A 25063-nucleotide genomic window follows, 5' to 3' on the forward strand; every position below is an offset into this window, starting at 1 on the left:
AGCGCCATCCCCGCCCGTTCCAGCAAGGGGCAGAATAAGGAATTTGCCTTTTGACGGCAAGAGATAAGCGCGGCTCCTTTTCCGGTCCGGAGGAACGGCCCTGCAGGGCGGCTATTTCCCGTAGGCTCCCAGCAGGGGAACCAGGCGCGGGGCAAACCTTTTCATGCAGAAGAAGAGCCCCGCCAGCACGGCGAAGATGACCGGAACCAGGCAGAGCCACAGGACGTCCCAGGCCTCCCCCTTCCACGTAATCCAGCCGCTTTCACGCAGCAGGATGATGACGATGTAGTGCGTGCCGAAGATGAAGAAGCACGCCGGGGCCAGCCCCGCCACCCATCTGGCCGCGCGCGGAAACCACTCCGTGAACAGGATGGCCAGGGACATCAGCCCCAGCATTCCCAGCGCAATAAGCATGGAGTTGTGCTGGTCCCGGTGGCCCACCAGCCACCAGGTGAGCGCGAGCGTGGCAAGCAGGAACGGCACCGCATACCGGCGCACGGATTCCGTCAGGAACGGAAGGGAGTAACGGGATACGTACATCCCCACCAGGAAAAAGCCCAGGCTGTTGGCGATAGGATAGTCATGATCCGCCAGGTCCAGCGCAAAGTAGTTCAGGGAGAGCATGATGATTCCCACCCAGAGCATGTAGTTCCCCATGCGGTGCAGGAGGGGCGCTACAGCGGTATAAATGATGATGTCGCGCAGAAACCACATGGGGGCGTCCACCGGGTGCCCGGCAATGCCCAGGCAGCGGCCGAACGCCGCGAGGGCGGACCAGAAGCCGCTGCCCGCCTCTCCCTTCAGCCAGGCATACATGGGCTGGTAGGAGGCGTAGTATTCATGAAGAGGGGACCAGCCGATCAGAACGGCCGCCGCCAGCCCCCACACCAGGTACGGGCGGAGAAGAAACCAGCTCCGCTTCCACAGGAAAAGGCGCCCCCCGTCCAGCGGACCGAACGAACCGCGCCCCACAAAGTAACCCGCCGCCAGCAGGAAAAAGGGAGTGCGCGCCGCCAGGAATTCCGCCCATATCCACCGGTAGAGCTCCGCCGAATAGAAGGCCATGTGGTTTGCAATAATCAGGATGCAGGCAATCACACGGGCCACATCCACCCACACCATCCGGTGCGTGGCCGTCCTCTCCAGAATTACGGGAGCGGGAATCTGGGCGTCCGGCGGCGTCATTCCCTTGCGGGGCTGGAGTTACAAAGGGGCGATGCCGAGCTGCTCCGGCAACGCGATGCGGGGACGCTCCGTCACAATCAGGGGAGCCCCGTCCGTCACGATGACCGTGTGTTCAAAGTGGGCGGATGGCTTGCCGTCCGCCGTGACGACCGTCCAGCCGTCATCCAGAATCTTGACGGAAGACCTGCCGGCGTTCACCATCGGTTCGATAGCCAGCGCCATGCCCTTTTTCAGGCGCGGAAGCTTGTAATGGGGGCGGTAGTTGGGAACCTGGGGCTCTTCATGCAGATGGCGGCCTATGCCATGGCCTACAAAGTCCCTGACCACGGTGTACCCGCGGGGACGCACAAAGCCCTCCACAGCCGCGCAGACGTCCGCCAGCAGCGCGCCGGGCCTCACCAGTTCAATGGCACGGAACAGGGATTCCTCCGTCACGGCCAGCAGGCGCAGCTTTTCCGGGTCCACCATGCCCACGGGCACGGTCATGGCGTTGTCTCCATGCCAGCCGTCCACAATGGCGCCCACGTCCAGGCTCACGATGTCCCCGTTCTGGATGCGGCGCGGACCGCCGCTGCCGTGCACCACTTCCTCATTGATGGAAATGCAGAGCTGGCCGGGGAACCCGCGGTACTGGTAGAAGGAGTTGCCTACCTTGTGCTTCTTGAAGATTTCACGCGCGATGTCGTCTATTTCCCGCGTGGTGCGGCCCGCCTGGACCTCGGCTCCGATCTCCATCAAGATTTCCGCCGTTACAGCTCCGGCCTTTTGCATCTTGGCAACCTCGCCGGGAGACTTGATGTGGATTCGTTCTGCCATGGAATTCGTCTTTCTATTGCCGGTATTCTTCCAGCTTGCGGGCCAGGTCGCGGGAAACCTCGGCAGGTTCCCGTTCCTCGGTTACCGTCATTTTAACCACCAGGCCGCGGGCTTCGTAGTACCTGGCTACGGGCAGCGTCATGGCTTCAAAGTCTTTCCAGCGGCGGGCGAAGGCCTCCATGTTGTCATCCTTGCGGGAGACCATTTTGCCTCCGCATTTGGAGCATTCCTCTTCCGACGTCTGCACCACATGGCCGCACGTGGAGCATTCCCGGCGGTGCATGATGCGCTGTTCAATGAGTTCCCGGGCTACGTCCATCCAGACGACCACGTCCACGGAGGTTCCGCGCTGGGTCAGGAAATGGTCCAGGGCTTCCGCCTGCGCAACCGTGCGGGGATAGCCGTCCAGCAGCCATGCGTCATTGTCCATTTCCGAAAGCCAGCCGCGCACCATATCGTTGACGATCTCGTCCGGAACCAGCATGGCCTTGTCCATATAGCCCAGGGCTTTCCGTCCCAGCTCCGTGCAGGATTCCACTTCCCGCCGCAGCAGGGAGCCGGTGCTCAGGGAGTTCAGGTTGAAAGTATCAGCCAGAAACCGGCCCTGGGTTCCTTTGCCGGATGCGGGAGGCCCAACCAGGATGAAATGCTTGAGATCCTTCATGTCTTTACTTTCGGAAGAGGGAATGGCGTTCCTTACTGCATGGCATTGTAGGCGATGGCACCAGCCAGCACCAGCAGGGCGATGACGACCCACATGACAGTGACCGTGCGGCTGCCTGCGGCGGCTCCGGTACCCTGGATGTGACCGTATTTGCCCTTGAGCTTGCCTTTTTTCAGGAAGCCGTCGTAGTTGCGGGAGAGAAGAGTGGTTTCCACCTGGCGCATCATGTCAAGCAGCACGCCAACCAGAATCAGAAGGCTGGTGCCCCCGAAGAATTGGGTGACCAGGTAGGGGATGCTGCCCCCGATGTTCAGCAGGGAAGGCAGGAAGTAGATGAGGGTCAGGAATGCGGAACCGGCAAAGGTCAGCCTCTGCATGGTCTGGTCCAGGAAAAGGGCGGTGGGAGGTCCGGGGCGGATGCCGGGGATGTAGCCGCCGTTGCGCTTCAGGTCTTCCGCGATCTGGGAGGGCTGGAACATGGTAGCCACCCAGAAGTAGGAGAAGAAGAAGATCATGAGGCCGGAAATGATGTAGTAGCCGGAGGAAGCGGGGTTCATCCAGTCATTCATCTTGGTGGCGATCCACTGCAGCGTGGTGTTGTAGTGGGCGATCTGGGAGAAGAGCACCTGCGGAAGGGACAGGATGGCCGTGGCGAAGATGACGGGCATCACGCCGGAGTAGTTGAGCTTGAGCGGCAGGTACTGAGTGGCGCCGTTGAACATTTTATTGCCCATGACCCGTTTGGCGTATTGCACGGGTATGCGCCGCTGGGCCTGCGTTACCGTGACGACGAGCGCCACCACGATAATCAGGAAGGCGATCAGGGCCACGAGCAGCATGGCGCCCATCGGGACGACCGCGCCGTCCTTGTACACCAGCGTTTTCCAGGCCAGGGTCACCGCGCCCGGAAGGGCATGGATAATGTTGACGGAAATAATGAGGGAGACGCCGTTGCCGACGCCGCGCTCCGTAATCTGGTCGCCTATCCACATCAGGAACATGGTGCCCGCCACCATGATGAGCACCGTCATCAGGGCAAACTGCATGCCTGGGTCAATGACGAGCTGGCAGTCCGGAGGGATGTTGAGGCCCACGGCTTTCAAACGGTCCGGATGTTCCAATGTACCGACCAGGAACCAGCCCTGCACAATGGCGATGACGATGGCAATGGCGCGCGTCCATTTGGTCATCTTCTGGCGGCCTCCCTCTTCCCGCACCATCTTGGCCCACTGGGGAACCACCGCGGAAAGGAGCTGGGTCATGATGGAAGCGGAGATGTAGGGCATGATGCCCAGCGCAAAAATGCCGCACTGCTGCAGGCCGCCGCCGGAAAAGATGGTCAGCACGGTAGCCAGGCCCGCACCGGGACCGCTGGCATTCGCGGAGGCTTCAATCACTTTCTGCAGCTCCATGACGTCAATGCCCGGCAGGGGTATCTGTACCCCCAGGCGGACGACGACGATCATCGCCAGTGTGAACAAAATCCGGTGCCTGAGCTCCGGTACTTTCATGGAGTTTGCAAATGCGGATATCATGGTCCTGTAATATAGAAGTTGTCGCGCAGCTTGGCTTGCATGTCACGGCGGCTTGTACCCGGGGCATCCATGGGGACCGCAACAGTAAACACAATGATGCGAACCGGGTCAAGCTGCATGACCCGGTTCGCCAAATGTGATTAGGCTTCGCTGAGCACGGTGACGGTGCCACCGGCCTGAGTCACCTTTTCGCGGGCGCTGGCGCTCACGAAGTCCACGACTACGTTCAGGCTTTTGGTCAGGGTGCCGTTGCCGAGAAGTTTCACGGCGTCACAGGGACCTTGAACGAGCTTGGCTGCACGCAGGGTGTTTTCATCAACCGTAGCGCCGGCTTCAAACACGCGTTCGAGCTGGGAGAGGTTGACGATGAGGATTTTGTCCTGGAAGCGGGTGTTGTTGAACCCCTTCTTGGGCAGACGGCGGTGAAGGGGCATCTGGCCGCCTTCAAATCCCGGGCGGATGGAGCCGCCGGAACGGGCCTTCTGGCCCTTGTTGCCTTTGCCGCAGGTCTTGCCGAGACCGGAGCTTTCCCCGTTGCCGAGGCGCTTCCTGCGGTGCTTGGCTCCCGGATTGGGCTTAATCGTATGAAGCTGTAACATGTTATTTACAATGGTTGGATTTCGTGGAGGCGGCGGCACGGGGCGGCCGCCTCCTGGTCAGATTAGATGGCCTTTTCCTTCTTCTTGCCGCGGTCGGCAAGGACCTGGTCGCTCGTGCGCAGGGAAGCGAGAGCCTGCAGGGTAGCCTTCACCACGTTGGCATGGTTGGAGGAACCGAGGGATTTGGCAACGATGTCACGCACGCCGGCTGCTTCCAGCACGGCACGGATGGTGTTGCCGGCAATGAGGCCGGTACCGGGGGAGGCGGGCTTCAGGAGCACCTTGCCGCCGCCGAATTCGGAGTAGACTTCATGCGGAATCGTGCCGTTGGCGATGGAGACCGGGCGAAGCTGGCGCTTGGCGGCTTCCGTAGCCTTGCGGATGGCGTCTGCCACTTCATTGGCCTTGCCGAAGCCGAAGCCTACGCGGCCTTCCATGTCGCCGCTCACGACGAGGGCGGAGAAGGAGAAGCGGCGGCCGCCCTTGACGACCTTGGCGCAACGGTTGATGAACACAACCTTTTCAGCGAGCTGGGGGCCTTCTTCCACGGGAGCTTCAGCCTGGGGGCCACGGCGTCCGTCACGGCGGGGACCACGGGGTCCGCGGCCATTCTGGCCGTCACGGCGGGGTCCGCGGGGGCCGCGGAAGTCGCGGCCGCCCTGTGCGGGTTGCTGCGCTTGAGCGGGAGCGGCGGCTTCCGTAGCAGGAGCAGTGTTTTCCGTTTCGTTATTCATTTAGGGAATCTTTCAATTAGAATTTCAAACCAGTTTCGCGGGCGGCATCGGCCAGGGCCTTCACCTTGCCGCAGAACTTGAAGCCACCGCGGTCGAAGACGACTTCAGTGACATTGGCGGCCTTCGCACGTTCACCAATCAGGTTGCCTACCTTGGTGGCAGAGGCGCGGTTGGCGAGCTTGGAAGGATCGGCGATGGATGCATCGGCCGTGGAAGCGGAGCAGATGGTCTTGCCCACCGTATCGTCGATGATCTGGGCATAGACGTGACGGTTGGAGAAATAGACAGCCAGGCGGGGGCGGGAAGCCGTTCCGGAGAGCTTTCTGCGGATGCGGCGGCGAACCTTGGAGCGGATGGCTTTGCGATTGATAGTACTCATCGTGTATAAATATGTTGTAATAGTTATTACCTGAATTACTTACCGACGCTCTTGCCTTCCTTGCGGCGGATAACTTCACCGGCGAAGCGCACGCCCTTGCCCTTGTAGGGTTCCGGGGGATAGTACGCACGGACTTCAGCGGCAAACTGGCCTACGACCTGTTTGTCGATGCCTTCGACCGTCACTTTCGTGTTTTCGGTCACGGTCACCTTGAGGCCTTCGGGAATCACCTGGTTGATCGGATGGGACTTGCCCAGGTTCAGGTCCAGGATGTTGCCCTTCACGGCGGCGCGGAAACCGACGCCGACGATTTCAAGGTTTTTGACGAAGCCTTCGGAAACGCCGATGACCATGTTGTTCAACAGAGAACGGTTCGTGCCGTGCAGGGCGCGAAGCTGGCGGCTTTCGCCAGCGCGGTCAACGGAAAGCTGATTGCCTTCAACGGAGGCGGTGATGCCTTCCGGAAGCGTCCAGGAAAGCTTGCCTTTGGGGCCTTCCACCTGAACGGAAGAGCCGTTAACCTTTACCGTTACCTTGTCCGGCAATGTGATGGATTTTTTACCAACTCGGGACATATGTTTAGGAAATGTTAACGGTTACCATACAAGGGCGAGAAGTTCGCCGCCGATGCTCTGCTTGCGCGCCTGCGCACCGGTCATCACACCACGGGAGGTGGAGACGATGGCAATGCCAAGCCCACTGAGAACGCGGGGAATGTCCTCGGAAGAAACGTACTGGCGGCGGCCCGGCTTGGAGCTGCGCTTCACGTCGGTGACGACCGGCTTGCCCTGGGGGGTAAATTTGGTCTTCACCTTGATTTGCTTCTTGGTTCCTTCACCGGTCACTTCATAGTTCCAGATGTAGCCTTCTTCCTGCAGAATCCGGGCGATTTCCACCTTGATGTTGGAGCAGGGAGCGGTAAATTCCTCATTGCCGGCCAGGCTGGCGTTTTTCAGGCGGGTGAGGAAGTCGGAAATGGGGTCACTTAATACGGCCATGGTAAGAAATAGTTAGGCGTTAGCGGTTTGAGTTTCTTCGGCCTTCTTCGGTTCACGCATGGGAACGCCCAGACCGCGAAGCAGGTCGCGGCCTTCATCGTCCGTAGGAGCGGAAGTCACGAAAATGATGTCGAAGCCGATCTGACGCTTGATCTGGTCAAGTTCGATTTCGGGGAAGATGGACTGGTCGGAGATACCGATGGCATAGTTCCCGTTGCCGTCAAAGGACTTGTAGGGAAGGCCGCGGAAGTCGCGGATGTTCGGAGCCGTCACGTTGATGAAGCGGTCCAGGAATTCCCACATGCGGGCGCCGCGCAGCGTTACGCGGGCTCCCAGAGGTTCGCCTTCACGCACCTTGAAGTTGGCCACGCTCTTGCGGGCGAAGGTGACGGACGGCTTTTGTCCGGTAATTTTAGCGATTTCATTGACGGCATCTTCCACGGCCTGTTTACGGTCCGGGTGCTTGCCCATGCAGGAGGTGACAACGATCTTCTCCAGGCGGGGAATCTGATGCACGTTCTTGTATGCATGCTTCGCTTGAAGGCCGGGAACGACCTTTTCACGGTAGTATGTTTGCAGTGTTGGTGTACTCATTGTTTTAGCGGGTCAGCTCTTTATTAATGATTTATGTGGCTTAAGCGCAGGGTCAGGCCGGAGGCCTAGCCTACTTTTTTCACGTTGGAGATGTGAATCGGGCCGTTAATCTCCTGAATGCCGCCTTCCGGGTTCTGTTCCGTCGGGCGCACAGCCTTTTTCAGGGTGCGGACGCCTTCTACGATGACAGTACCTTTGGAAGCATTCACGGCGAGAACGGTGCCGCGCTTGCCCTTGTGGTTACGTCCGGCGATGATTTCTACTTCATCACCTTTTTTCACGTGGGTCTTCATATATGACTATTTCTTACGCGTTTATGCGATTAAGATCTACCACCCCCTTGGTGGTAGGGCAGGAAGAGTATTATAGGATAGGCCTTTTCGTCAAGCCCGCATCCTAAAAAAATCGTTTTACCGCCCCTGCGCCAATGCGGAACGATCAATGGAGAAGCGCCCCGGCCTGCAAAAGACGCCGGGCCCGGTTTCCGAACCGCCGGAACGGTTTTATTCATCATCCGTAGGAATCTCCGCTCCCTGCCAGCGCAGCTTGGCCCTCAAGAGAGCGCCGAAGTTCTGTTTGCGGAGATGAACCAGGGAGAGGGTTTCCGGAGCTTTCCGGATCACGAGGCTTTCTCCCACTTCAATGGGATAGGCGGAACGGCCGTCCAGGGAATAAACCATGGAATCAAAGCGGCCGCGGCGCTCGCGGGGCCGCAGGCGTATGGTCATGGTGTCCGGAAGCACCACGGAACGGTTGGTCAGGCTGTGCGGGCAGATGGGGGTGACGCACACTACGCGGGACATGGGCCATACCAGCGGCCCTCCGGCGGAAAGGGAGTACGCCGTGGAGCCGGTGGGGGTGGAGACCAGAACGCCGTCCGCATGGTAGCGGTTCAGCAGTTCTCCATCTATCTCGGCATCCAGGTCCACCATCTTGCCGGACTGGGCGCGGATGAGGGAGACTTCATTCAGCGCCAGCTTGCGGGGAGGGACTGCGATACCGTCCACGCCCATCCGGACCACCTCCAGCATGGAGCGCTCGTCCGTCAGGAAAGAACCCTCCTGGAGCGCGTACGCCAGCAGCGGCAGCTCCTGTACGGAACAGGTGGTCATGAATCCCAGGCGCCCCAGGTTCACGCCCGCCAGGGGCACGTGGTGCGCAGCCGCCAGAGAGGAGACGGTCAGCATGGTGCCGTCCCCGCCGAAGGTTACCAGCATGCTGCACCGGACGATGGCCTGTTCCAGGGCATCCGGCGTCTCAATGACGCAGGACCCCAGCCCGTGGCGGGAAAGCTCGCGGCGCATGATGCGCAGCGCTTCCCCCAGTCCCGGTTTTTCCGCCAACGCGACCAGGCCGATTACCTTGGAAGGATTCATGCGGGCAAGCATACTGCATTTTCCCGCGCCGCTCAACTGGTAAACCACGGCAGGGGGAAAGATTCCTTCCGGGCATCCCTATCCATTAAATTTCAATTCCTGTTTCTTTTTTGTTATACAAGATTATAAACATGTGTTAAAGATAAAAAGCGTGAATTGGTCCCTCCCCGTCCTGCTGCTTTTTCTGATGCCGGGCTGCTCCACTACGGAGAAGTGCGGCCAGAAAACGGCCCCGGCCGTACAGGCGACAGAGGCGCATGTAAAAAATGCGCCCTACCGGGTGAGGGGGAAAAGATATACTCCCATGAGCGTCGCAGACGCCCTGCAATACAGTGAAACCGGCTATGCCTCCTGGTATGGCGGGAAAGGACGCAGCATGAAGACATCCTCCGGAGAGTACATCAATCCCCAGCGGTCCATGACGGCGGCCCACAAAACCCTGCCGATGCCGTGCAAGGTGAAAGTCACCTGCCTGGCAACGGGCAAATCAGCCGTCGTCAGGATCAACAACCGAGGCCCCTTTCACAGCAACCGCCTGATAGACCTGACCGCGTCCGCCGCAAGCCGCATCGGCCTGCACAGCCGCGGCGTATCCAAGGTCCGTCTGGAAGTCATTTCAGTGGGTGACGGCCCGTACGAGGTTTTCGCCCGTTAATCCCTTTTATCATTTCCCGTATCTCTACTTTCTCCATCCATGATTCCGCCCCGCATTCTCCTTGCCGGCTGGCATGCCTGTGCCCGTTCACCCTGGCTCAGAAGCTCAAATCGGATCCCCACAAAACGCTGATCATCATTTCCACCAGCGATATGCACGGCAATCTGGAAAAATTCCCCAAACTGGCCACGCTGGTAAAACAGTACCGCGCCAAGTACCCGCACGTGCTGCTGGTGGATTCCGGAGATTATTTCATGGGCAACCCCTATGTGGACGACTGGGAAAAACGGGGCGAACCCCTGACTGTCCTGATGAACAAGCTTAAGTACGACATCGTGACCATCGGGAACCATGACCTGGATTACGGGCAGGAAGCCCTGCGGGACCACATTAAGGGGATGCCCGGCACCAAGTTTGTCGTTACCAACGTCAATCCCTCCCCCACGCTGGAAAATTGTTTTTCCCCGTATGCCAGCATCCCCATCAAGGGCACGCCGATTTCCATAGGGTTCATCGGCCTGGTGGACCTGCAGACCACGGACGTCCGCAGGATGAGCGGCATTTCATGGAAACTGCCGGATGAAGAGGATTACAAGGGCATCACGGACAGGTTCCGCCTGCACCATAACACCATCAATGTCATCCTCAGCCACCTGGGATACGACCACGATCTGAAAATGATGAAGTATTCTCCGAATATCGACGTCATTCTGGGTGGCCATACTCATGTGATGCTTCCGCACGGCCATCTCAGAACCGGAACGCTGCTCAGCCACACGGGCCACAGACTGAGCCATGCAGGCGTTACGGAAATCACCTTCTCCACGGAAAAACCCGCCTCCATCCTTTCCAAGTCCACGAAGGCCGTTTCCCTGGACGAAAGGATTCCCAGCGACCCGGAAGTAGAGAAGATTGTCCAGCAGTTCACCGGAAACCCGTTCTTCAACCAGCAGGTGGGCGTCGCCGGGGAGGATATCACGCACGTCACCGTAGGCACCTTTTTCTGCAAAGCCATCCAGCAGGCCTCCCATTCGGACATTGCCATTTACAACTGCGGCGGCGTACGGGCCAGAAGCCATCTCTGCAAGGGCCCCATCAAGATCAAGGATATTTATGAAATGGAGCCCTTCCGGGAAAAGGTCGTCACCTGCTCCATGAGCAAGGCGGACATTGAACAACTGATTCTGTCCAAATTCATGTCCCCGTCCGATGACGAAGGAGGCATTCTGGAAGTTTACTGCTCCGGCTTCTCCTACCAGATTATGGACGGCGTTACGCCAAGCATCACCAGCACCTTGAAAAACGGCGTCATTTACACTGTCGCGATGGGCGACTACCTGTGCAACAATTTCAAATTCCCTCAAAAGGGAAACGGCAAACCGACGGGAATAAGCGTCCGTTCAGCCCTGATCGAATATCTGAAACAAATCAAGGAGCTTTTCAATCCGCCGCCGCCCAAACTGCCCATCATCAAAGATACGACGTTCGCCCTGTAAGCGGCACGGGAACCGCATGCCGCAGGGCGGCGGGATGGATTGAACAAGCTGGGCGGCCATGCTACATTCCTTCCAGCCATGCAGCCGCAATCCCATCACGCAGCGCCGGAAGAGGAACGGAACTTCAGCGGTTTCCGCATCCTTCCATCCGGAGCGCCGGTGACGGACACGCCCCCCTTCGACCGCCTGTTTGAAGAGGGGGCCGGAAACGGATTATATGCCCTCGCGGTCTCCAACTGGGAAACCGCGCCTGACCCGGGCGCCTTTTTTATCAAGAACATGGCGCGCCAGGCGCTCACCCGCATGGCGCACGCCGCCGCGGAAAGGCCGGATGAGGTGGACACCGTCCTGGACCACCTGCTGGCCTCCACGGCGGAAAGAGCGGCCCTGGCGGAGCAGTTCCCTCCCGTGCCGGGGGCGGAATACGTCACTCCGGGCGTCATCGCCGGATGGCTTGAGGATTTCCGGAGGCTGGTGAAAAAGGAAGTCGGCACCCGCAGCATCACTCCCGCCGCGTGGCTGAACGGGCTGGGCGCCCCCTGGAACCAGATTGGGAAGGTATTCTTCCACCTTGCGGAAAACCGGGATGACGCCACGGGCTCCCGGCCCTTTGCCTTCATGGCTACCTTTGCGCATCAAAGCGCGGCGGACAACCAGGTGCGCCACCTTCCCCTTTCCACCGCCCTGAAACTTCATGAAGGGAACTACACTGCCCTGCTGGCCGTGCTCCAGCCCTTGAAGGAAGCGGCACGGGAAAGCTCCCTGCTGCAGCGCCTGCTGGACAATGGAAAGATTTACGCCCCGCTGGCCTGGAGCGCTGCGGAAGCCCGGGACTTTTTACAGGACACGCCAGCCTATGAACATGCAGGCATCATCGTGCGCATGGTGAACCTGTGGAGAAAATCCCCTCCCAAATTACAGGTAAAAGTCACGGCGGACGCTCCCGGCAGTGAAAAAACGGCTCACTCCTCCGGGCTTTCCGTCCACAGCCTGCTGCGGTTTTCCGTAGCCGCCACGCTGGGAGGCAGGGACCTGGCCCCGGAGGAACTGGAGGAACTGCTCAGCAATGGAGACGGCCTGATACGCTTCAAGGGGGAATGGGTGCGCGTGGACGCTCAAAAAGTCCGGGACCTGATGGACCGGTGGACCAAGGCGGCGCGCATGATGAGTTCCCTGGGCATTCCCCTGGTTCAGGGGCTGAGGCTGCTGGTCAACGGCCCTTCCGACCAGCTTGCGCAGCTCCCGGAACCGGATGAAGACTGCGTGGTGGAACCGGGCCGGGATCTCCGGCAGGCCCTGGATATCCTGGCGGGGGAGGTTCCCGTCTCCGTGCCGGAGCTTGCGCCCCGGTTGAACGCACTGATGCGCCCTTACCAGAAAGAGGGCTTTTCCTTCCTGTACCGGGTTACGGAACGGGGCTTCGGCGCCTGCCTGGCGGACGACATGGGGCTGGGGAAAACCCTTCAGGCCATCGCATGGCTGGATGCGCTGCGGAGGGAAGGCCGGCTGGAAGGCCTCCCGGCCCTGATCGTGGCCCCGGCGTCCCTCCTGTCCAACTGGAAGGAGGAAGCGGAACGCTTCGCGCCGGAGCTCGCCCTGCGCATCATGCACCCCTCCGCCCCGGATTCATGGCAGCCGGAGGAAATCCCGCGCCGGGAAGGCTGCCACGCCGTCATTACTACCTACGGCATGGCCGCGCGCACGCCTGCGCTGGCCGGGCTGCATTTCCCGGCCATCATTCTGGATGAAGCCCAGGCCATTAAAAACGCAGGTTCCGCACGTTCCCGCGCCATCCGCTCCCTGCACGGGGAGAGGCGCGCCGCCCTGTCCGGCACGCCGGTGGAAAACAACCTGAATGAATTATGGAGCCTGATGGAATTCCTGAATCCGGGCCTGCTTGGCGGCAGAAAAAGCTTTGAAGCCTTCACCCGCTCCCTGGAACGAGGCTATGCCCCGCTGCGCCGCCTGGTGCGCCCTTTCATCCTGCGCAGGATGAAGACGGATCCGGCCCTGGTCCCCGACCTGCCGGACAAGACGGAAATACCCGCCTACTGCCCCCTCACGCCGGAACAGGCCGCCCTGTACCAGACGCAGATAGATACGCTGCACGCCATGCTGGACGAACCGGACCCGGCCGCCCGCCTCATGCTGATCCTGCCCGTCCTGGCGCGCCTCAAGCAAATCTGCAACCATCCGGCGCAGTTCCAGGGCACGGACGACTACGCCCCGGAACGCTCCGGAAAGTTCCTGCGTCTTCAGGAATTGTGCGCCTCCATCGCCGCCCGGCAGGAAAAAGCCATCCTCTTCACGCAGTTCCGTTCCATCATTCCCCATCTGCACGACTTGCTTTCCGGGGTCTTCGGCCGTTCCGGGCTTACCCTGCACGGAGGCACGCCCATTCCGGAACGCCAGGGCATCGTCACCGCCTTCCAGAAGGAATCCGGGCCTCCCTTCTGCATCCTGTCCCTGAAGGCCGCCGGGACCGGACTGACTCTGACCCAGGCCTCCCACGTCATCCATGTGGACCGCTGGTGGAACCCCGCCGTGGAGAACCAGGCGACGGACCGGGCCTACCGCATCGGCCAGCACCGGAACGTGCTGGTGCACCGCCTGATCTGCCGCGGCACCATTGAGGACCGCATTGACGCCATGCTGACGGAAAAGCGCCGCATGGCGGACGACCTGTTCTCCGGCGGCCCGGAACAGTGGCTCATGAACATGAGCGCAGAAGAACTTAAGGACGTTCTTTGCAAGAGCTGAACCAATTTTATCTCCTGAAGGAACGGTTGATGAAAATCAATTCAACGGGGAGATGAGAAAGGAAACAGAAAAATGCATTAACACGCATTTTTTCCTCTCTGACGAGGGAAAGTCAGAAAATCCGGTTTTCTTGATGAGCCCTGTTTTTGGCATCCGGCCGCCCATGCTGGAGAATTTGCCGGAAATCATAAAAACAGGACCGTACACCATCACGGCATTCCACCTGTTTGCGGCAGCCTTGGAACAATCCCATGACGAAATCTTTCACCGTGCATTCCGCGTCCATTGTGTCTCACCCATATTAGCCATGCAAAGTTGCACCGGGGAAACTGATTCGCGAGCTTCCAGGAATGCCTTATCTAACAGTAAAGCTTATAATTTATTTATTATGAATTAGAAAAATATTTTTACCACCCAATTCCTTTACGATGGAATAACGGCAAAACATCTACCGGGATTATCAATTTTCATTGACAATTTATCATTTCAATTTCATAGGTGATAATATGATGATGGTTCCAAAAATATTGTGCTGTTTTTCGCTTGTTTTGGGCATCCTCGTTGGAGCGGCACATGCCAAACAAGCAAAATGCGGCTATGAGCTCATAAATATTTCAGAGCCGACAGCAGAGCTGGTTGAACCGGTTAAGGGAAAATCAATGAAATTCAAGGTTCATGCGACTGCCATGGCAACTTACACTCACAAGGACGGCTCCACTGTTTCAGAGATCGTGAATCTGGATCAGGGTGCCACTGTTGTCGTGGATGTCTCGGAAGACCTGCCCTGGAATGAGAGAGCAAAAGAAAAGGCGATTCTTCTTTTACACCAAAAAGCCCTTTCCAGAAGAATGGAATTATGCAGAGACAACGGATGCAGCAAATAATGGCGGCAACACAATAACCATACATATTAACAATAACATAGGGCAATGAAGATGAAAATATTATTAAAAATAACCATTTTGACCATAGGATGCAGCGCCATGCTGGCCATCAACCCATCATTTGGAGCGGACGAATCACAAAAACAGGCCGCCGGGGCCGTCCAGTTTCCTGCCGGTTCCTATAAAAATCCCGCCGTGCTTGATCTTAAAGGGGTCAAGGATTACAGCATGCTGGAATCGGCGCGAGATGAATACCTCAGAAAACATTACGACGGCTACCGTGTTCTGGGTGAAGGATTCACCATGATTGGAGGCCGCTACATCCTTACCGTCAGCTTGACGAATGATGAAGACGAAAACAAGGTAAACAATCTTAAGCTGGTCTATTTCGACATGACTGATGCGTATAAGAAATTAGGCAAATCAAAAGACAGGCAGACGCGCGAGAAAATAAAGGAATTGAAGAATAATCACCACCCCATGAGTGAAAAGGAACTCATGGAAAAACTGGAACGGGGGACGACGGAAAAAACCGGAAAATAAGATAAATGCCGTCTGGCCCCGGTTTTCATTTTAATCCCTTTCTATTTCCATCGTGAGGGATTTTTTACTGGAATGACTCCGCGCGCTGGCCTGTTAAATATAGAGCCTGTATTTTCTGATAAGCCGTAGTTTTGTTTTTTTCAGGAATGCGACTCGCAGGCATCATTTCCATGATGGCTGCGAGTCAAACACTGTACATCTGCTTTTCCAGCGTCTTCTGCTATTTTCCTTCTCAGGAAACCACGGCCAGCGGCGCGGTGGTTTTCCAGTCTCCGCGGGTAAAGTCCGGGAACTCCACGGGCATGCCGCCCTGCGCGATGGAATGAGCCGTCAACGGCAGCAGGGAAGACCAGGCGGCTCCTTCGTAAACATTCTGGTCCATCGGCTCTCCGTTCCGGAGGCATTCCACGATGCGGGAAAGCATCACGAAGTCCATGCCGCCGTGGCCGCCCATTTTCGTAGCCAGATTCCCGATGCGTTTCCAGAGCGGATGGTCGTATTTCTCGTAAATGGCGGCCAGCTTCTCCCGGCCTTCAATCCATTCGTGATAGTTGCCGTTGCCCAGCTTTTCACCCGCCACGCGGGTCGGGAAGCCGGCCAGGGTGCCTTCGGTTCCCTGGATCAGGTTGGCGCGGGAATAGGGCCGGGGGGACGTTTCATCCAGTTGGACGACAATAGTGCGCCCCAGTTGCGTCTTGACGATGGCCGTGTTCATGTCCCCGCAGATGAAGGGGGTATTGTTCCAGCGGTGGTCCGCGGGAAGGTGTTTTTTGGCGTAGGCATTGCGCCCGAGCGCAGGGGAGGCGAACGCAGCCACCCGGCTGAAATGGTCTTCTCCGCGCGCCAGGTTCATGTACTGCGCCACGGGGCCCAGTCCATGGGTGGGGTACAGGTTGCCGTTGATCCGGGTATGGTATTCAGGCCGCCAGGCCCCTTCCCCGCGCGTGTCCCCCAACTGCGTCACCAGGCAGTGGATATATGCGGCCTCCCCGTGGAGCAGATCGCCGATGACCCCCTGCCGGACCATGTTCAGGAACATAAGCTCGTCCCGTCCGTAGTTGACGTTTTCCATCATCATGCAGTGCTTCCGGGTGGCCTCGCTGGTGTCCACCAGATTCCAGAGTTCTTCCAGGGAGACGGCCAGCGGAACTTCCACAAAGGCGTGCGCGCCGTGCTTCATGCTGTCGCAGGCGATTCCGGCATGGGTACTCCAGTCCGTGCTGATGATGACAGCGTCCGGTTTCAGCTCCTTCAGCATGGTCAGGTATTCCGTGTCCCCGCCGGAATAACTCAGCGGGCTTTTCCCCATCTTGGAAAGCACGCGGTCCACGCCGCGCTTGGCCAGGTCTTCCTTCAAATCACATACGCCCACGATTTCCACCCCGTCCATCACGCACATTTGAGCCAGATGGGAAAAGCCGCGGCCGCCCACGCCGATGAAGGCAAGCCTGATGCGGTCCAGCCCGGGAGCCTTGAAGCCCCCCATGTACATGGAGCCGGAAGGCCGCGGAGACGCCTGGGCGCCGGATTTCCAGAGGCTGTCCCCGGCAGGGATTTCCAGGGCCTGCCCGGGGAGAACGTTTCCGGCGGCAGCCGCTCCGGCCGCGAGCCCCAGGGATTTGAGAAATTGTCTGCGTGATGAAAAAATAGACATGATTTGAAAGTATGGCTTCAAGGAAGATTACGCCTCCCGTGCCGCGGATTTATCATCATTCCCGTCCCGGAGGAAAAAAGCTCCGGATGGCTGATTTTAAGGTTTGCAAAATCCGGCGGAACTTCCACTATGAGATAAACTTCTGCCTCTAACCACCTTCAATTTATGCGTTACCTTCTTCTTATCCTGTTGCTCGCCGGCGGCTATTACGGCTGGGATTATTACCAAACCGGCCTCGTGCCCAGGCATGAAGCCATCAAAGCCATGGAGCAGGAGCCTTATCCGGAGCTGGATGCGGCCCAGGCCCGTTTTGACGAGGCGGCGGAACTTCACGAACAGCAGGCGGCACGCCTCCAGGCGGCCATCCAGAGGAAGGAAGAGGCCATCCGCAAGTATTGGGATGCCCAGATGGAGAAGATCGACCAGGCAAACGCCGGGAAAAAGTCCGTGCCCGCCGTGAAGGGAAGGCCCAATGCCCGGAGCGCGGAAGCCCGGATAGCCAATCTCCTGGAACAATATGACCGCCGCGTCGCGGACGTGGAGGAGCTCAAAGGCAAGCGGGACACCACCAGGCAGCAGTTGGACAACGCCCGGAACCGGCTCCAGGAACAAATACGCCAGGTGGAAACCCGGCTGGACATCAACCGCATCCAGCGCGCGGAGGCGTCCAATACGAAGAGCAAGGATTTCAAGGTGACGGAGAGCCGGGCGGACCTGCTCAAGCTCCAGGCCAGCCTGCCGCAGGAGCTGGACCGCATCACCCGCAAGGGAGAAGCCATGCTGAGTGACCAGACGGCGGCCTACGAAAAGGCCAAAAGGGAGCTGGCCCTGTTCCAGAACAAGGTGGACAGACAGATCGCCAGTCTCCGGGACGCCATGAACTCCCCCCTGGCGGAAGAGTATGATGAGACGGAAATCCTTTCGGAAGACCCCGAGTTCCGCACCATGATCTCCCCTTACGACCAGGCCGTCAGCCATGAGGAAACGCTTGTCATGCGGACGGAGGCGGACGTGGAGGAGCAGGCCAAGGTCCTGCACGGGCTGCAGCGCATCAGGGACGGGAAAATTGAAGGGGAGCGCAGCCAGCTCAGGCAGGAGGAAGAGATTTTCTTCACGGCCGCCGCCGTCATCGGCGTGGTTCTGCTGATCTCCATTTTGCTCTCCTTTACCAGAAGGAGATGATGCCTTTGAAGGTTGACACTGCACCGCAAACCTAGTTTACTGTCTGGGCCGCCGGGAACCCCGTGGAGGCACGACTGGCAAACCCCGCCAGGACCGAGAGGTAGCAACGGTAGCTTGTTCGTGTTTGCCGCGTCCGTTCCCGGCGGTATTTTATTGACGCCCCCTCCCATACCGGGATTGAACGGGAGCCTTCCCGTGGTAGAATACCGCCCATGAACGTGTCCGCCGCCCTTGACTGGCTTTTTTCCACCCAATTCTTCGGGATCAAGCTGGGGCTTGACAATACCGGGAAGCTGCTGGCGGCAGCCGATGCGGACCGGACGGATGCCACAGTGGTCCATGTGGCTGGCACCAACGGGAAAGGCTCCACCTGCGCCATGATTGAGGCCCTGGCCAGGGCACAGGGGTATGTGACCGGCCTGTTCACCTCCCCCCATCTGGTGGAGTTTTCCGAACGCATCCGCGTGAACGGGAATATGATTCCCCCGGAGGCGCTGGCGGAAGAAATCTTCTTCCTGAAACAACTGGCGGAAGGCTGGGAACAACCGCCCACCTTTTTTGAGCTGGCGCTTGCCGTCGCCCTGCGCCACTTCCGCAAAAGCGGCGTGAACTTCATCATTCTGGAAACGGGCCTGGGCGGCAGGCTGGACGCCACCAACGCCGTGCCCAAGGACATCGCCGTGCTGGCCCCCATCGGCCTGGACCACCAGCAGTACCTGGGAGACACCCTGGAAGAGATCGCCGCGGAAAAGGCGGCCATCATCTCCCCCGGCAAACCGGCCGTGACCGCCGTGCAGAGCCCGGAAGCCATGGCCGTCATTGAACGGACGGCACGGAACCGCCGTTCCCCCCTTACGGTCGCCCGGGCGGACGGGGAAACGCCCCGGCCATCCCTGCCCGGAGCCCATCAGCGGGAAAATGCCGCCCTGGCGCTGGAAACCATGAGGCAGCTCCACGCCCTCCCCTCCCCTTCCGCAGCCGCCGCTGCCCTGGCAAAGGTGCAGTGGCCCGGAAGGTTTGAACGCCTTGAAACGCCACCGCTGGTGCTGGACGGCGCCCATAACGAACATGCGGCGCGCGTGCTCGCGGCCACATGGAAGGAGGAATTCCCCGGGCGGAAGGCGGCTCTGGTTTTTGCCGCATCCGCAGACAAGCACATCCGGGAGATGATCCCCGTTTTGCGGGAAATCACCGGAGAATGGCACCTGGTTCCCTGCACTTCCCCCCGCATCATGCCGGCGGAAGAATTGGCCGTCCTGCTGGCCGGACTGGAAACCGGCCCCGTCTTTATCCATTCCACCCTTCCTGACGGGCTGCATGCGGCCCTGGCCTCCCCGCTTCCGGCCCTGGCGGCAGGCTCCCTGTTCCTTCTGGGGGATTTGAAAGCGCTGCTCCGCCATGCGGAAAAACGCAGCACCGCCCAGTAACCCCTCCATCCTTTTTGTTTTTCCCCGTGATTTCCGACGACATGACCCTTTCCTCCCTCCGGCCCGGAGACCTGCGCCCCGAATTGCTGGCTCCCGCCGGGGACATGGACTGCGCCCGCGCCGCCGTAGCCAATGGCGCAGACGCCATTTATTTTGGCCTGGACCGTTTCAACGCCCGCTTGCGCGCGAATAATTTTACGCTGGATTCCCTGCCGGAACTGATGCGCTTCCTCCACGCGCACGGCGTGAGGGGATACGTGACGATGAACACGCTCCTTTTCACCTCCGAGCTGGCGGACGCCCTCACCTACCTGGGCCATTTGAATGCCGCCGGCGTGGACGGCGTGATCGTGCAGGATATCGGGCTTGCCCGCTGCCTGACAGAGTGGGGAAGGCAGGATCCCGCCATGAAGCTGGAGCTGCACGCCTCCACCCAGATGACGCTTTCCTCCCCGGACGGCCTGGAATTCGCCGCCGGTTTCCTGGACCTGAAGCAGGCCGTGCTGGCGCGGGAATTGAGCCTGGAGGAAATCGGGCAATGCATACGCCATACGGATATTCCCCTGGAGGTGTTTGTGCACGGGGCGCTCTGCGTGGCTTACTCCGGCCAGTGCCTCACGTCGGAAAGCCTGGGCCAGCGCAGCGCCAACCGCGGAGAATGCGCGCAGGCCTGCCGCCTGCCCTATACCCTGGTCGTGGACGGCAAGGCCGTTCCGCTGGGAGAAAGGCGCTATCTGCTCAGCCCGCAGGATCTGTGCGCCCTTGACCGCATTCCGGACCTGGTCCGCATGGGCGTGAAGAGCTACAAGATAGAGGGGCGGCTGAAAAGCCCGGAATACGTTGCGGCGGTAACGGCGGCCTACAGAAAGGCCCTGGACGCAGCCTGCGCCGGAATACCCGTGGATGAATTGGTGACCGCACGCGACCGTTATGCACTGCAAATGGTATTTTCACGCGGCTTTTCCACCGGCTGGCTGGACGGCACGGACCACCCGCGCCTGACCCACGGCCGCCACGGCAAGAAGCGCGGCGCCTATGCAGGCGCCATTGTGGACAGCGGCCAGGGCTGGCTGGACATCAGGCCGGAAGGGAACGTTCCGCTCGCTCCCGGCGACGGCTTCGTCATTGACGCCGGGGAGGACCGCAATGAAGAACAGGGCGGCCGCATCTGGAAAGTGCAGAGAAACCGCCTTTTCTTCCACGGAAAAGCCTCCGGCATTGACTGGAGCAAGGTCAGGCCGGGGCAGAAGCTCTGGAAAACGGATGATCCGGCCCTGAACGCCGAGCTGAAAAAAATGCGGGAGCACCTGCCGGAGGCCGTCCTTCCCCTCCATTTGGCATGCACCGGATCCGCCGGGGAGCCTCTGACGGTTTCCTGCCCGGAATACGGGTGTTCCGTGCAGTCCGCACAGCCCCTGCAAACGGCGGAAAAACGCCCGCTGACTCCTGAAGTTCTGGAACAGCAGCTCGGCAGGCTGGGAGGAACGGGGTTCCGCCTGGCTTCCTGCGAATGCCGCCTGCCGGAGGGCCTGATGCTCCCGCTCAGCATCCTCAACCAGACAAGGCGCGCCCTCGTGGAACAAATTCAAACGGTCCGGCAGGAGAGGGAAGCCTCCGTTCCCACCCGTCTTCCGGAACCTTTCGTCCTTCCCGCGCTTCCGGCGGGTGCGGCAACTCCGGACGCGCCGCCGCACCTGTCCGTGCTGTGCCGCAGGCCGGAACAGATACCTTCCGTTCTGGATGCCGGGGCGGACGCCGTCTATCTGGATTTTGAAGACCTCCGGGACTATGCGGCGGGAGTGGAAGCGGTCCGGCGGCACACGAAAAGCATCCCCGTCTTTCTGGCGACGCCCCGCATCCAGAAGCCGTCGGAAACCGGTTACTTCAAGCTCATGGAACGGGCGGAGCCGGACGGCGTCCTCATCCGCAACCTGGGCGCGGCGCAGTACTTCCGCCATTCCCCCCTGCACCGCATCGGGGATTTTTCCCTGAATGTCGCCAATCCGTACAGCGCGGCCATCCTGAAGGAACGGGGGAACCTGGATTATCTCACCATTTCCTATGACCTGAACGCCGGACAGGTGGAGGACCTGCTCCGCGCCGCGCCGCCGGAATGGTTTGAACTGACTCTGCACCAGCACATGCCCATGTTCCACATGGAGCACTGCGTGTTCTGCACCTTCCTGTCGGACGGCTCCAGCTATAAGAACTGCGGCCGCCCCTGTGAACGGTACCACGTGCAGCTGCGGGACCGCGTGGGGCAGCTCCATCCCCTGCTGGCGGACGCCGGGTGCCGGAACACCCTGTTCAACGGCCGCGCGCAGACGGGAGCCGGCTTTTTCCGGAGCTTCCGCCATCAGGGCCTTTCCCGCTTCCGCGTGGAACTGCTGGACGATTCTCCGGAAAAAGCACGCCTTCTGGTATCCCGCTACCGGGAATTGCTGGACGGCTCCTGCACTGCGGCCCGGCTCATCCGGGAACTGGACGTCGCGGAACAGCTCGGCACCACGGAAGGCACGCTCCGGCCCAGATAACGCAAGCCCGGGCCTGGCAAGGAGAAAGGCGGACAAAGAATGCACCGCCCGCGCCTTGAAGCGGCGCAAAAACCGCCTTATGATGGCATCAATGGGAATGGAAGACTCCTTTCCCGGAACTTCCGCAAGATGAATAATTCCCTTAAAGACCGCCTGGTCCGTCACATGGAAGACGGACATTACGAACCCCAGAGCAAATCAGAACTGGCCCGCGCCCTGAACGTGGATTCCCGGCAGAAGCAGGACTTCCGCGCCATTGTGGACCAGCTGGAGGAGGAAGGCAGGCTCGTGCGGCTGCAAAAGGGGAGATACGCCCTGAAACGGGAACGCCGGAACCTGGTGCACGGCATGATCCGCATCCTGCGCTCCGGCAAGATTCTTTTTCTCCCCAAAAAGGGGGATCCCGCCGCGGCGGACCTGGGGTGGGATCTGGAGGCCATTCCGGAGCTGGAGCTCAAGCCCAACCACCTGGGAACCGCCCTGGACGGGGACCGCGTGGCCGTGCGCGTGGAACGCAAGGCGGCCAAGGGCCGGAGAAACGTCCGCAGGGACCGCTTTTCTTCTCCGGATACCGGCATGAAAGCCCGCGTGGAGGAAGTGACGGAACGCGCGCGCTCCCGCTGGCTGGGCGTTTTCCGCGCCGGAAAGAACAAGCTGGGCCGCGTGCTCGGGGACGGCGTAGGCTCTCCGGAATACATTGAACTGGTGGAAAAACCCGCCATGGAGGTGCTTCCCGGCCAACTGGTTTCCGTGGAACCCGTGTCCCGCGGGGAAGAAAAGAAGGCCCCGCGCGGGAAAATCGTGGAGGTGCTCGGCTACCCGGACGATCCCCACGTGGACATGGAAGCCGTCATCAGAAAGTATGACCTGCCCGTGGAATTCCCCGCCTCCGTGCTTCAGGAGGTGGAATCTTTCCGGAAAAACCCTTCTTCCGCGGAACTGGGCCGCCGGGAGGACTGGACGGACCGCACCGTCATCACCATTGACCCGGCAAGCGCCAGGGATTTTGACGACGCCATCTCCATCACGGCCACTCCGTCCGGCTGGACGCTGGCCGTCCACATCGCGGACGTCTCCCATTTTGTGAAGCCCGGCGGCGCGCTGGATGAGGAAGCCCTGCGCCGCGGCAACTCCACCTACCTGCCGGACCGCGTCCTTCCGATGCTGCCTCCCCGCCTTTCCGATGATTTGTGCAGCCTGCGGCCGGACGTCGTGCGCCTGACGAAGGTATGCGAAATGAAGTTTGATAAAAAGGGGAAGATGCTCCACGCCCGCTTCGCGGACGCCTTCATCCGCAGCAAGGCGCGCCTGACCTACCAGGAGGCCTTCACCATGCTGAAAGGGCATGACAAGGGGGAAGTTCCCTCCATGGTCCGTGAAGCCTGGAAGCTGGCCTCCATCCTGCGCCGCAACCGCTACGCCAAGGGAGCCCTGGACCTGGACTTCCCGGAAGTGCGCGCCGTCATGGACAAGGACGGCCGCGTGACGGACATCATCACGGAAGAGTACGATGAGAGCCACCAGCTCATTGAGGAGTGCATGCTGGCCGCCAACGAGGCCGTGGCCCTGACGCTGAAAAACAGGAACCGCCCCACCATCTACCGTGTCCATGAAGAACCGGATTCCGCCAAGCTCTTTGAATTCGGCCAGTTGTGCAAACTGTACGGGCACCCCGTCCACGACATCGGCCAGCGCCAGTACCTTAATGAGCTGATGAAGTCCATCAAGGGTTCCCCGGACGAGCAATTGCTCAAGCTGGCGCTCCTGAAAAGCCTGATGCGGGCCAGGTACGATACGGAGCCCCTGGGCCATTACGGCCTGGCCACCGCCAATTACTGCCACTTCACCAGCCCCATCCGCCGTTACGCGGACCTGGTGGTTCACCGCTCCCTGAATCCCCTGCTGGCCAATCCCCCCAAGGGGGCCAAAGGCGCCGGCAGCGTAGGCAGGCTGGAGGAGGACGCGGAACACATTTCAGAGACGGAGCGCACTTCCGCCAGTGCGGAAAAGGACGCCAACCGGATGAAGCTTTTCGAATGGCTGGAAGGCCAGTGCTATGCGGACCATCCGGAAGTGCACGAGGCCCTGATTACGGAAACGCGCCACTTCGGCGTGCTGCTGGAAATCCCGCGCCTCCAGATCAAGGGGCTGATCAAGCCGGACAAGCTTCCCGGCGGCCGCTGGGTGTACGAGGCATTCGCCAACCGCTGGAAGAGCGACCACGGCTCCGTGCTGTGCGCAGGGCTGCGCATTCCCGTCATTCCCGTGAAAGTGGACCGGGAACAGCAGTGGGCGGATTTTACCATCGCCTCACGGGAGGAACGGCGGCAGCCGGAAAAGACAGCCTCCCCAGGCAGAAAGGAGAAGCGCACGCCCGGCCGCAGGCGGCGGAACCGCTGACGGCACACGCCCGCAGGCGGAAACGGCCACATGCGGGCGTTAAATCCGGTTCTCCTTGCAGCAGAATCAAATCTGTATTTTTTCACCAAAATTTTCTTGAAGCAAATTGTACTTTTCATGTATAAAATGGTTGCTGTTTACTTGTGAACCCGACCCCACGCCTATGAACTCAGGACGTTGAACCCGTAAGTAAGCACCATATGAATGCTGAATGCCAAGGTCCGCTCCCGGGTCTGGAGCGGACCTTTTTCCCGGAAGCCTGTCATGGCGGAAACGGGAAGGGGAAATGAGTGTGTCCAACCTGCATGACAGCAATTCAGCATATCCCCGAACGGGCGCCTTTCAATTACGCTGACCTGATTGAATACCGCGAAGGGCAAATCACCAGCCTGGCCCTTGTGCGTTCCAAAGGCGTCAACATGACCATCCTGGCTTTTGACGACGAGCAGCTCCTCCCCACCCACCAGACGCCCGGCCCCGCCCTGGTGCAGATTCTGGACGGGACGGCGTATTTCACCGTGGGCAATGAAGAGGTCAACCTTCCGCAGGGCAAGACTCTCCTGATTCCCGCCGGAGTGCCTCATTCCGTCATTGCGCAGGAACGGTTCAAGATGCTGGTCACCTCCATCCTGCCGCTGGACTGAGCGG

General features: G+C 59.8%; 24 protein-coding genes and 1 other RNA gene. 12 read left to right on the forward strand and 13 right to left on the reverse strand.

Annotation, left to right across the window (positions count from 1 at the left end):
- Positions 1–111: 111 nt before the first annotated feature.
- The 12 genes from HJW02_RS04780 to HJW02_RS04835 all read right to left on the reverse strand — a co-directional run bounded on the left by HJW02_RS04780 (position 112) and on the right by HJW02_RS04835 (position 8880).
- A complete protein-coding gene (locus HJW02_RS04780; RefSeq protein ID WP_022396883.1) occupies positions 112–1185 on the reverse strand; it encodes an acyltransferase in 1074 nt (357 codons plus the stop codon).
- Positions 1186–1203: 18 nt separating this feature from the next.
- Positions 1204–2001, reverse strand: coding sequence for a type I methionyl aminopeptidase (map, locus tag HJW02_RS04785; protein WP_102721106.1), 798 nt, complete (start codon positions 1999–2001; stop codon positions 1204–1206).
- 13 nt (positions 2002–2014) lie between these two features.
- Positions 2015–2665 (reverse strand): nucleoside monophosphate kinase, encoded by a 651-nt coding sequence (locus tag HJW02_RS04790; RefSeq protein WP_022396881.1) that lies wholly within the window; start codon positions 2663–2665, stop codon positions 2015–2017.
- 32 nt (positions 2666–2697) lie between these two features.
- Positions 2698–4176 (reverse strand): preprotein translocase subunit SecY, encoded by a 1479-nt coding sequence (gene secY, locus HJW02_RS04795; RefSeq protein ID WP_022396880.1) that lies wholly within the window; start codon positions 4174–4176, stop codon positions 2698–2700.
- A 164-nt stretch (positions 4177–4340) separates the two neighbouring features.
- Positions 4341–4799, reverse strand: coding sequence for a 50S ribosomal protein L15 (gene rplO / locus HJW02_RS04800; RefSeq protein WP_022396878.1), 459 nt, complete (start codon positions 4797–4799; stop codon positions 4341–4343).
- 62 nt (positions 4800–4861) lie between these two features.
- Entirely contained in the window at positions 4862–5533 is a 672-nt protein-coding gene (gene rpsE / locus HJW02_RS04805; RefSeq protein WP_102721104.1) for a 30S ribosomal protein S5, read from the reverse strand.
- A 16-nt stretch (positions 5534–5549) separates the two neighbouring features.
- Positions 5550–5912, reverse strand: a complete 363-nt coding sequence (gene rplR / locus HJW02_RS04810) for a 50S ribosomal protein L18 (RefSeq protein WP_022396876.1) — start codon at positions 5910–5912, stop codon at positions 5550–5552.
- A gap of 35 nt (positions 5913–5947) precedes the next feature.
- On the reverse strand, positions 5948–6487 hold the full coding sequence (rplF, locus tag HJW02_RS04815; protein WP_102721103.1) for a 50S ribosomal protein L6: 540 nt from the start codon (positions 6485–6487) through the stop codon (positions 5948–5950).
- Between the two features lie 21 nt (positions 6488–6508).
- The gene (rpsH, locus tag HJW02_RS04820) at positions 6509–6910 is read right to left on the reverse strand and encodes a 30S ribosomal protein S8 (protein ID WP_022396874.1); all 402 of its coding nucleotides are present in this window, start codon (positions 6908–6910) and stop codon (positions 6509–6511) included.
- A 12-nt stretch (positions 6911–6922) separates the two neighbouring features.
- Positions 6923–7504 (reverse strand): 50S ribosomal protein L5, encoded by a 582-nt coding sequence (gene rplE / locus HJW02_RS04825; RefSeq protein ID WP_022396873.1) that lies wholly within the window; start codon positions 7502–7504, stop codon positions 6923–6925.
- Positions 7505–7569: 65 nt separating this feature from the next.
- Entirely contained in the window at positions 7570–7797 is a 228-nt protein-coding gene (gene rplX, locus HJW02_RS04830; RefSeq protein ID WP_022396872.1) for a 50S ribosomal protein L24, read from the reverse strand.
- 210 nt (positions 7798–8007) lie between these two features.
- Complete coding sequence (locus tag HJW02_RS04835) at positions 8008–8880, reverse strand: NAD(+)/NADH kinase (RefSeq protein WP_180971112.1); 873 nt, start codon at positions 8878–8880, stop codon at positions 8008–8010.
- 151 nt (positions 8881–9031) lie between these two features.
- On the opposite strand from HJW02_RS04835, the gene HJW02_RS13865 reads away from it, so the two are divergent.
- The 6 genes from HJW02_RS13865 (at position 9032) to HJW02_RS04865 (ending at position 15218) form a co-directional block, all read left to right on the forward strand.
- Complete coding sequence (locus tag HJW02_RS13865) at positions 9032–9535, forward strand: septal ring lytic transglycosylase RlpA family protein (protein WP_102721102.1); 504 nt, start codon at positions 9032–9034, stop codon at positions 9533–9535.
- A gap of 137 nt (positions 9536–9672) precedes the next feature.
- Positions 9673–11031: a bifunctional UDP-sugar hydrolase/5'-nucleotidase gene (locus HJW02_RS04845; RefSeq protein ID WP_345778210.1), complete on the forward strand. Its 1359-nt coding sequence runs from the start codon at positions 9673–9675 to the stop codon at positions 11029–11031.
- Positions 11032–11109: 78 nt separating this feature from the next.
- Positions 11110–13791, forward strand: a complete 2682-nt coding sequence (locus HJW02_RS04850; protein ID WP_102752994.1) for a DEAD/DEAH box helicase — start codon at positions 11110–11112, stop codon at positions 13789–13791.
- Positions 13792–13843: 52 nt separating this feature from the next.
- Complete coding sequence (locus tag HJW02_RS04855) at positions 13844–14188, forward strand: hypothetical protein (RefSeq protein WP_146019598.1); 345 nt, start codon at positions 13844–13846, stop codon at positions 14186–14188.
- A 109-nt stretch (positions 14189–14297) separates the two neighbouring features.
- Positions 14298–14675: a hypothetical protein gene (locus tag HJW02_RS04860; protein ID WP_102733225.1), complete on the forward strand. Its 378-nt coding sequence runs from the start codon at positions 14298–14300 to the stop codon at positions 14673–14675.
- 99 nt (positions 14676–14774) lie between these two features.
- Complete coding sequence (locus HJW02_RS04865; RefSeq protein ID WP_102733224.1) at positions 14775–15218, forward strand: hypothetical protein; 444 nt, start codon at positions 14775–14777, stop codon at positions 15216–15218.
- A 232-nt stretch (positions 15219–15450) separates the two neighbouring features.
- Here the strand turns inward: HJW02_RS04865 and HJW02_RS04870 are convergent, their stop codons facing one another.
- Positions 15451–16872 carry a Gfo/Idh/MocA family oxidoreductase gene (locus HJW02_RS04870; protein WP_102721097.1) on the reverse strand — a complete coding sequence of 474 codons (1422 nt, stop codon included), beginning with the start codon at positions 16870–16872 and terminating at the stop codon, positions 15451–15453.
- 165 nt (positions 16873–17037) lie between these two features.
- Here HJW02_RS04870 and HJW02_RS04875 point away from each other — a divergent pair, with 165 nt between their 5' ends.
- From HJW02_RS04875 to HJW02_RS04900, 6 genes are all read left to right on the forward strand, one after another.
- Complete coding sequence (locus tag HJW02_RS04875) at positions 17038–18054, forward strand: hypothetical protein (protein WP_102721096.1); 1017 nt, start codon at positions 17038–17040, stop codon at positions 18052–18054.
- Positions 18055–18105: 51 nt separating this feature from the next.
- Positions 18106–18200, forward strand: an RNA gene (gene ffs / locus HJW02_RS04880) — signal recognition particle sRNA small type.
- Positions 18201–18266: 66 nt separating this feature from the next.
- A complete protein-coding gene (locus HJW02_RS04885; protein WP_102721095.1) occupies positions 18267–19481 on the forward strand; it encodes a folylpolyglutamate synthase/dihydrofolate synthase family protein in 1215 nt (404 codons plus the stop codon).
- 26 nt (positions 19482–19507) lie between these two features.
- Entirely contained in the window at positions 19508–22015 is a 2508-nt protein-coding gene (locus tag HJW02_RS04890) for a U32 family peptidase (RefSeq protein WP_102721315.1), read from the forward strand.
- Between the two features lie 129 nt (positions 22016–22144).
- A complete protein-coding gene (locus HJW02_RS04895; protein ID WP_180971111.1) occupies positions 22145–24415 on the forward strand; it encodes a VacB/RNase II family 3'-5' exoribonuclease in 2271 nt (756 codons plus the stop codon).
- 305 nt (positions 24416–24720) lie between these two features.
- On the forward strand, positions 24721–25059 hold the full coding sequence (locus HJW02_RS04900) for a cupin domain-containing protein (protein WP_022396859.1): 339 nt from the start codon (positions 24721–24723) through the stop codon (positions 25057–25059).
- Positions 25060–25063 lie beyond the last annotated feature (4 nt).

It is taken from the genome of Akkermansia sp. GGCC_0220 (assembly GCF_017566105.1).
GTDB classification, from domain to species: domain Bacteria; phylum Verrucomicrobiota; class Verrucomicrobiia; order Verrucomicrobiales; family Akkermansiaceae; genus Akkermansia; species Akkermansia massiliensis.

Bases quoted from the DNA above. Each gene is read 5' to 3' on its own strand.
- HJW02_RS04780 (WP_022396883.1), bottom strand. From the start codon at position 1,185: ATGACGCCGCCGGACGCCCAGATTCCCGCTCCCGTAATTCTGGAGAGG.
- map (WP_102721106.1), bottom strand. From the start codon at position 2,001: ATGGCAGAACGAATCCACATCAAGTCTCCCGGCGAGGTTGCCAAGATG.
- HJW02_RS04790 (WP_022396881.1), bottom strand. From the start codon at position 2,665: ATGAAGGATCTCAAGCATTTCATCCTGGTTGGGCCTCCCGCATCCGGC.
- secY (WP_022396880.1), bottom strand. From the start codon at position 4,176: ATGAAAGTACCGGAGCTCAGGCACCGGATTTTGTTCACACTGGCGATG.
- rplO (WP_022396878.1), bottom strand. From the start codon at position 4,799: ATGTTACAGCTTCATACGATTAAGCCCAATCCGGGAGCCAAGCACCGC.
- rpsE (WP_102721104.1), bottom strand. From the start codon at position 5,533: ATGAATAACGAAACGGAAAACACTGCTCCTGCTACGGAAGCCGCCGCT.
- rplR (WP_022396876.1), bottom strand. From the start codon at position 5,912: ATGAGTACTATCAATCGCAAAGCCATCCGCTCCAAGGTTCGCCGCCGC.
- rplF (WP_102721103.1), bottom strand. From the start codon at position 6,487: ATGTCCCGAGTTGGTAAAAAATCCATCACATTGCCGGACAAGGTAACG.
- rpsH (WP_022396874.1), bottom strand. From the start codon at position 6,910: ATGGCCGTATTAAGTGACCCCATTTCCGACTTCCTCACCCGCCTGAAA.
- rplE (WP_022396873.1), bottom strand. From the start codon at position 7,504: ATGAGTACACCAACACTGCAAACATACTACCGTGAAAAGGTCGTTCCC.
- rplX (WP_022396872.1), bottom strand. From the start codon at position 7,797: ATGAAGACCCACGTGAAAAAAGGTGATGAAGTAGAAATCATCGCCGGA.
- HJW02_RS04835 (WP_180971112.1), bottom strand. From the start codon at position 8,880: ATGAATCCTTCCAAGGTAATCGGCCTGGTCGCGTTGGCGGAAAAACCG.
- HJW02_RS04850 (WP_102752994.1), top strand. From the start codon at position 11,110: ATGCAGCCGCAATCCCATCACGCAGCGCCGGAAGAGGAACGGAACTTC.
- HJW02_RS04855 (WP_146019598.1), top strand. From the start codon at position 13,844: ATGAGAAAGGAAACAGAAAAATGCATTAACACGCATTTTTTCCTCTCT.
- HJW02_RS04860 (WP_102733225.1), top strand. From the start codon at position 14,298: ATGATGATGGTTCCAAAAATATTGTGCTGTTTTTCGCTTGTTTTGGGC.
- HJW02_RS04865 (WP_102733224.1), top strand. From the start codon at position 14,775: ATGCTGGCCATCAACCCATCATTTGGAGCGGACGAATCACAAAAACAG.
- HJW02_RS04870 (WP_102721097.1), bottom strand. From the start codon at position 16,872: ATGTCTATTTTTTCATCACGCAGACAATTTCTCAAATCCCTGGGGCTC.
- HJW02_RS04875 (WP_102721096.1), top strand. From the start codon at position 17,038: ATGCGTTACCTTCTTCTTATCCTGTTGCTCGCCGGCGGCTATTACGGC.
- HJW02_RS04885 (WP_102721095.1), top strand. From the start codon at position 18,267: ATGAACGTGTCCGCCGCCCTTGACTGGCTTTTTTCCACCCAATTCTTC.
- HJW02_RS04895 (WP_180971111.1), top strand. From the start codon at position 22,145: ATGAATAATTCCCTTAAAGACCGCCTGGTCCGTCACATGGAAGACGGA.
- HJW02_RS04900 (WP_022396859.1), top strand. From the start codon at position 24,721: ATGACAGCAATTCAGCATATCCCCGAACGGGCGCCTTTCAATTACGCT.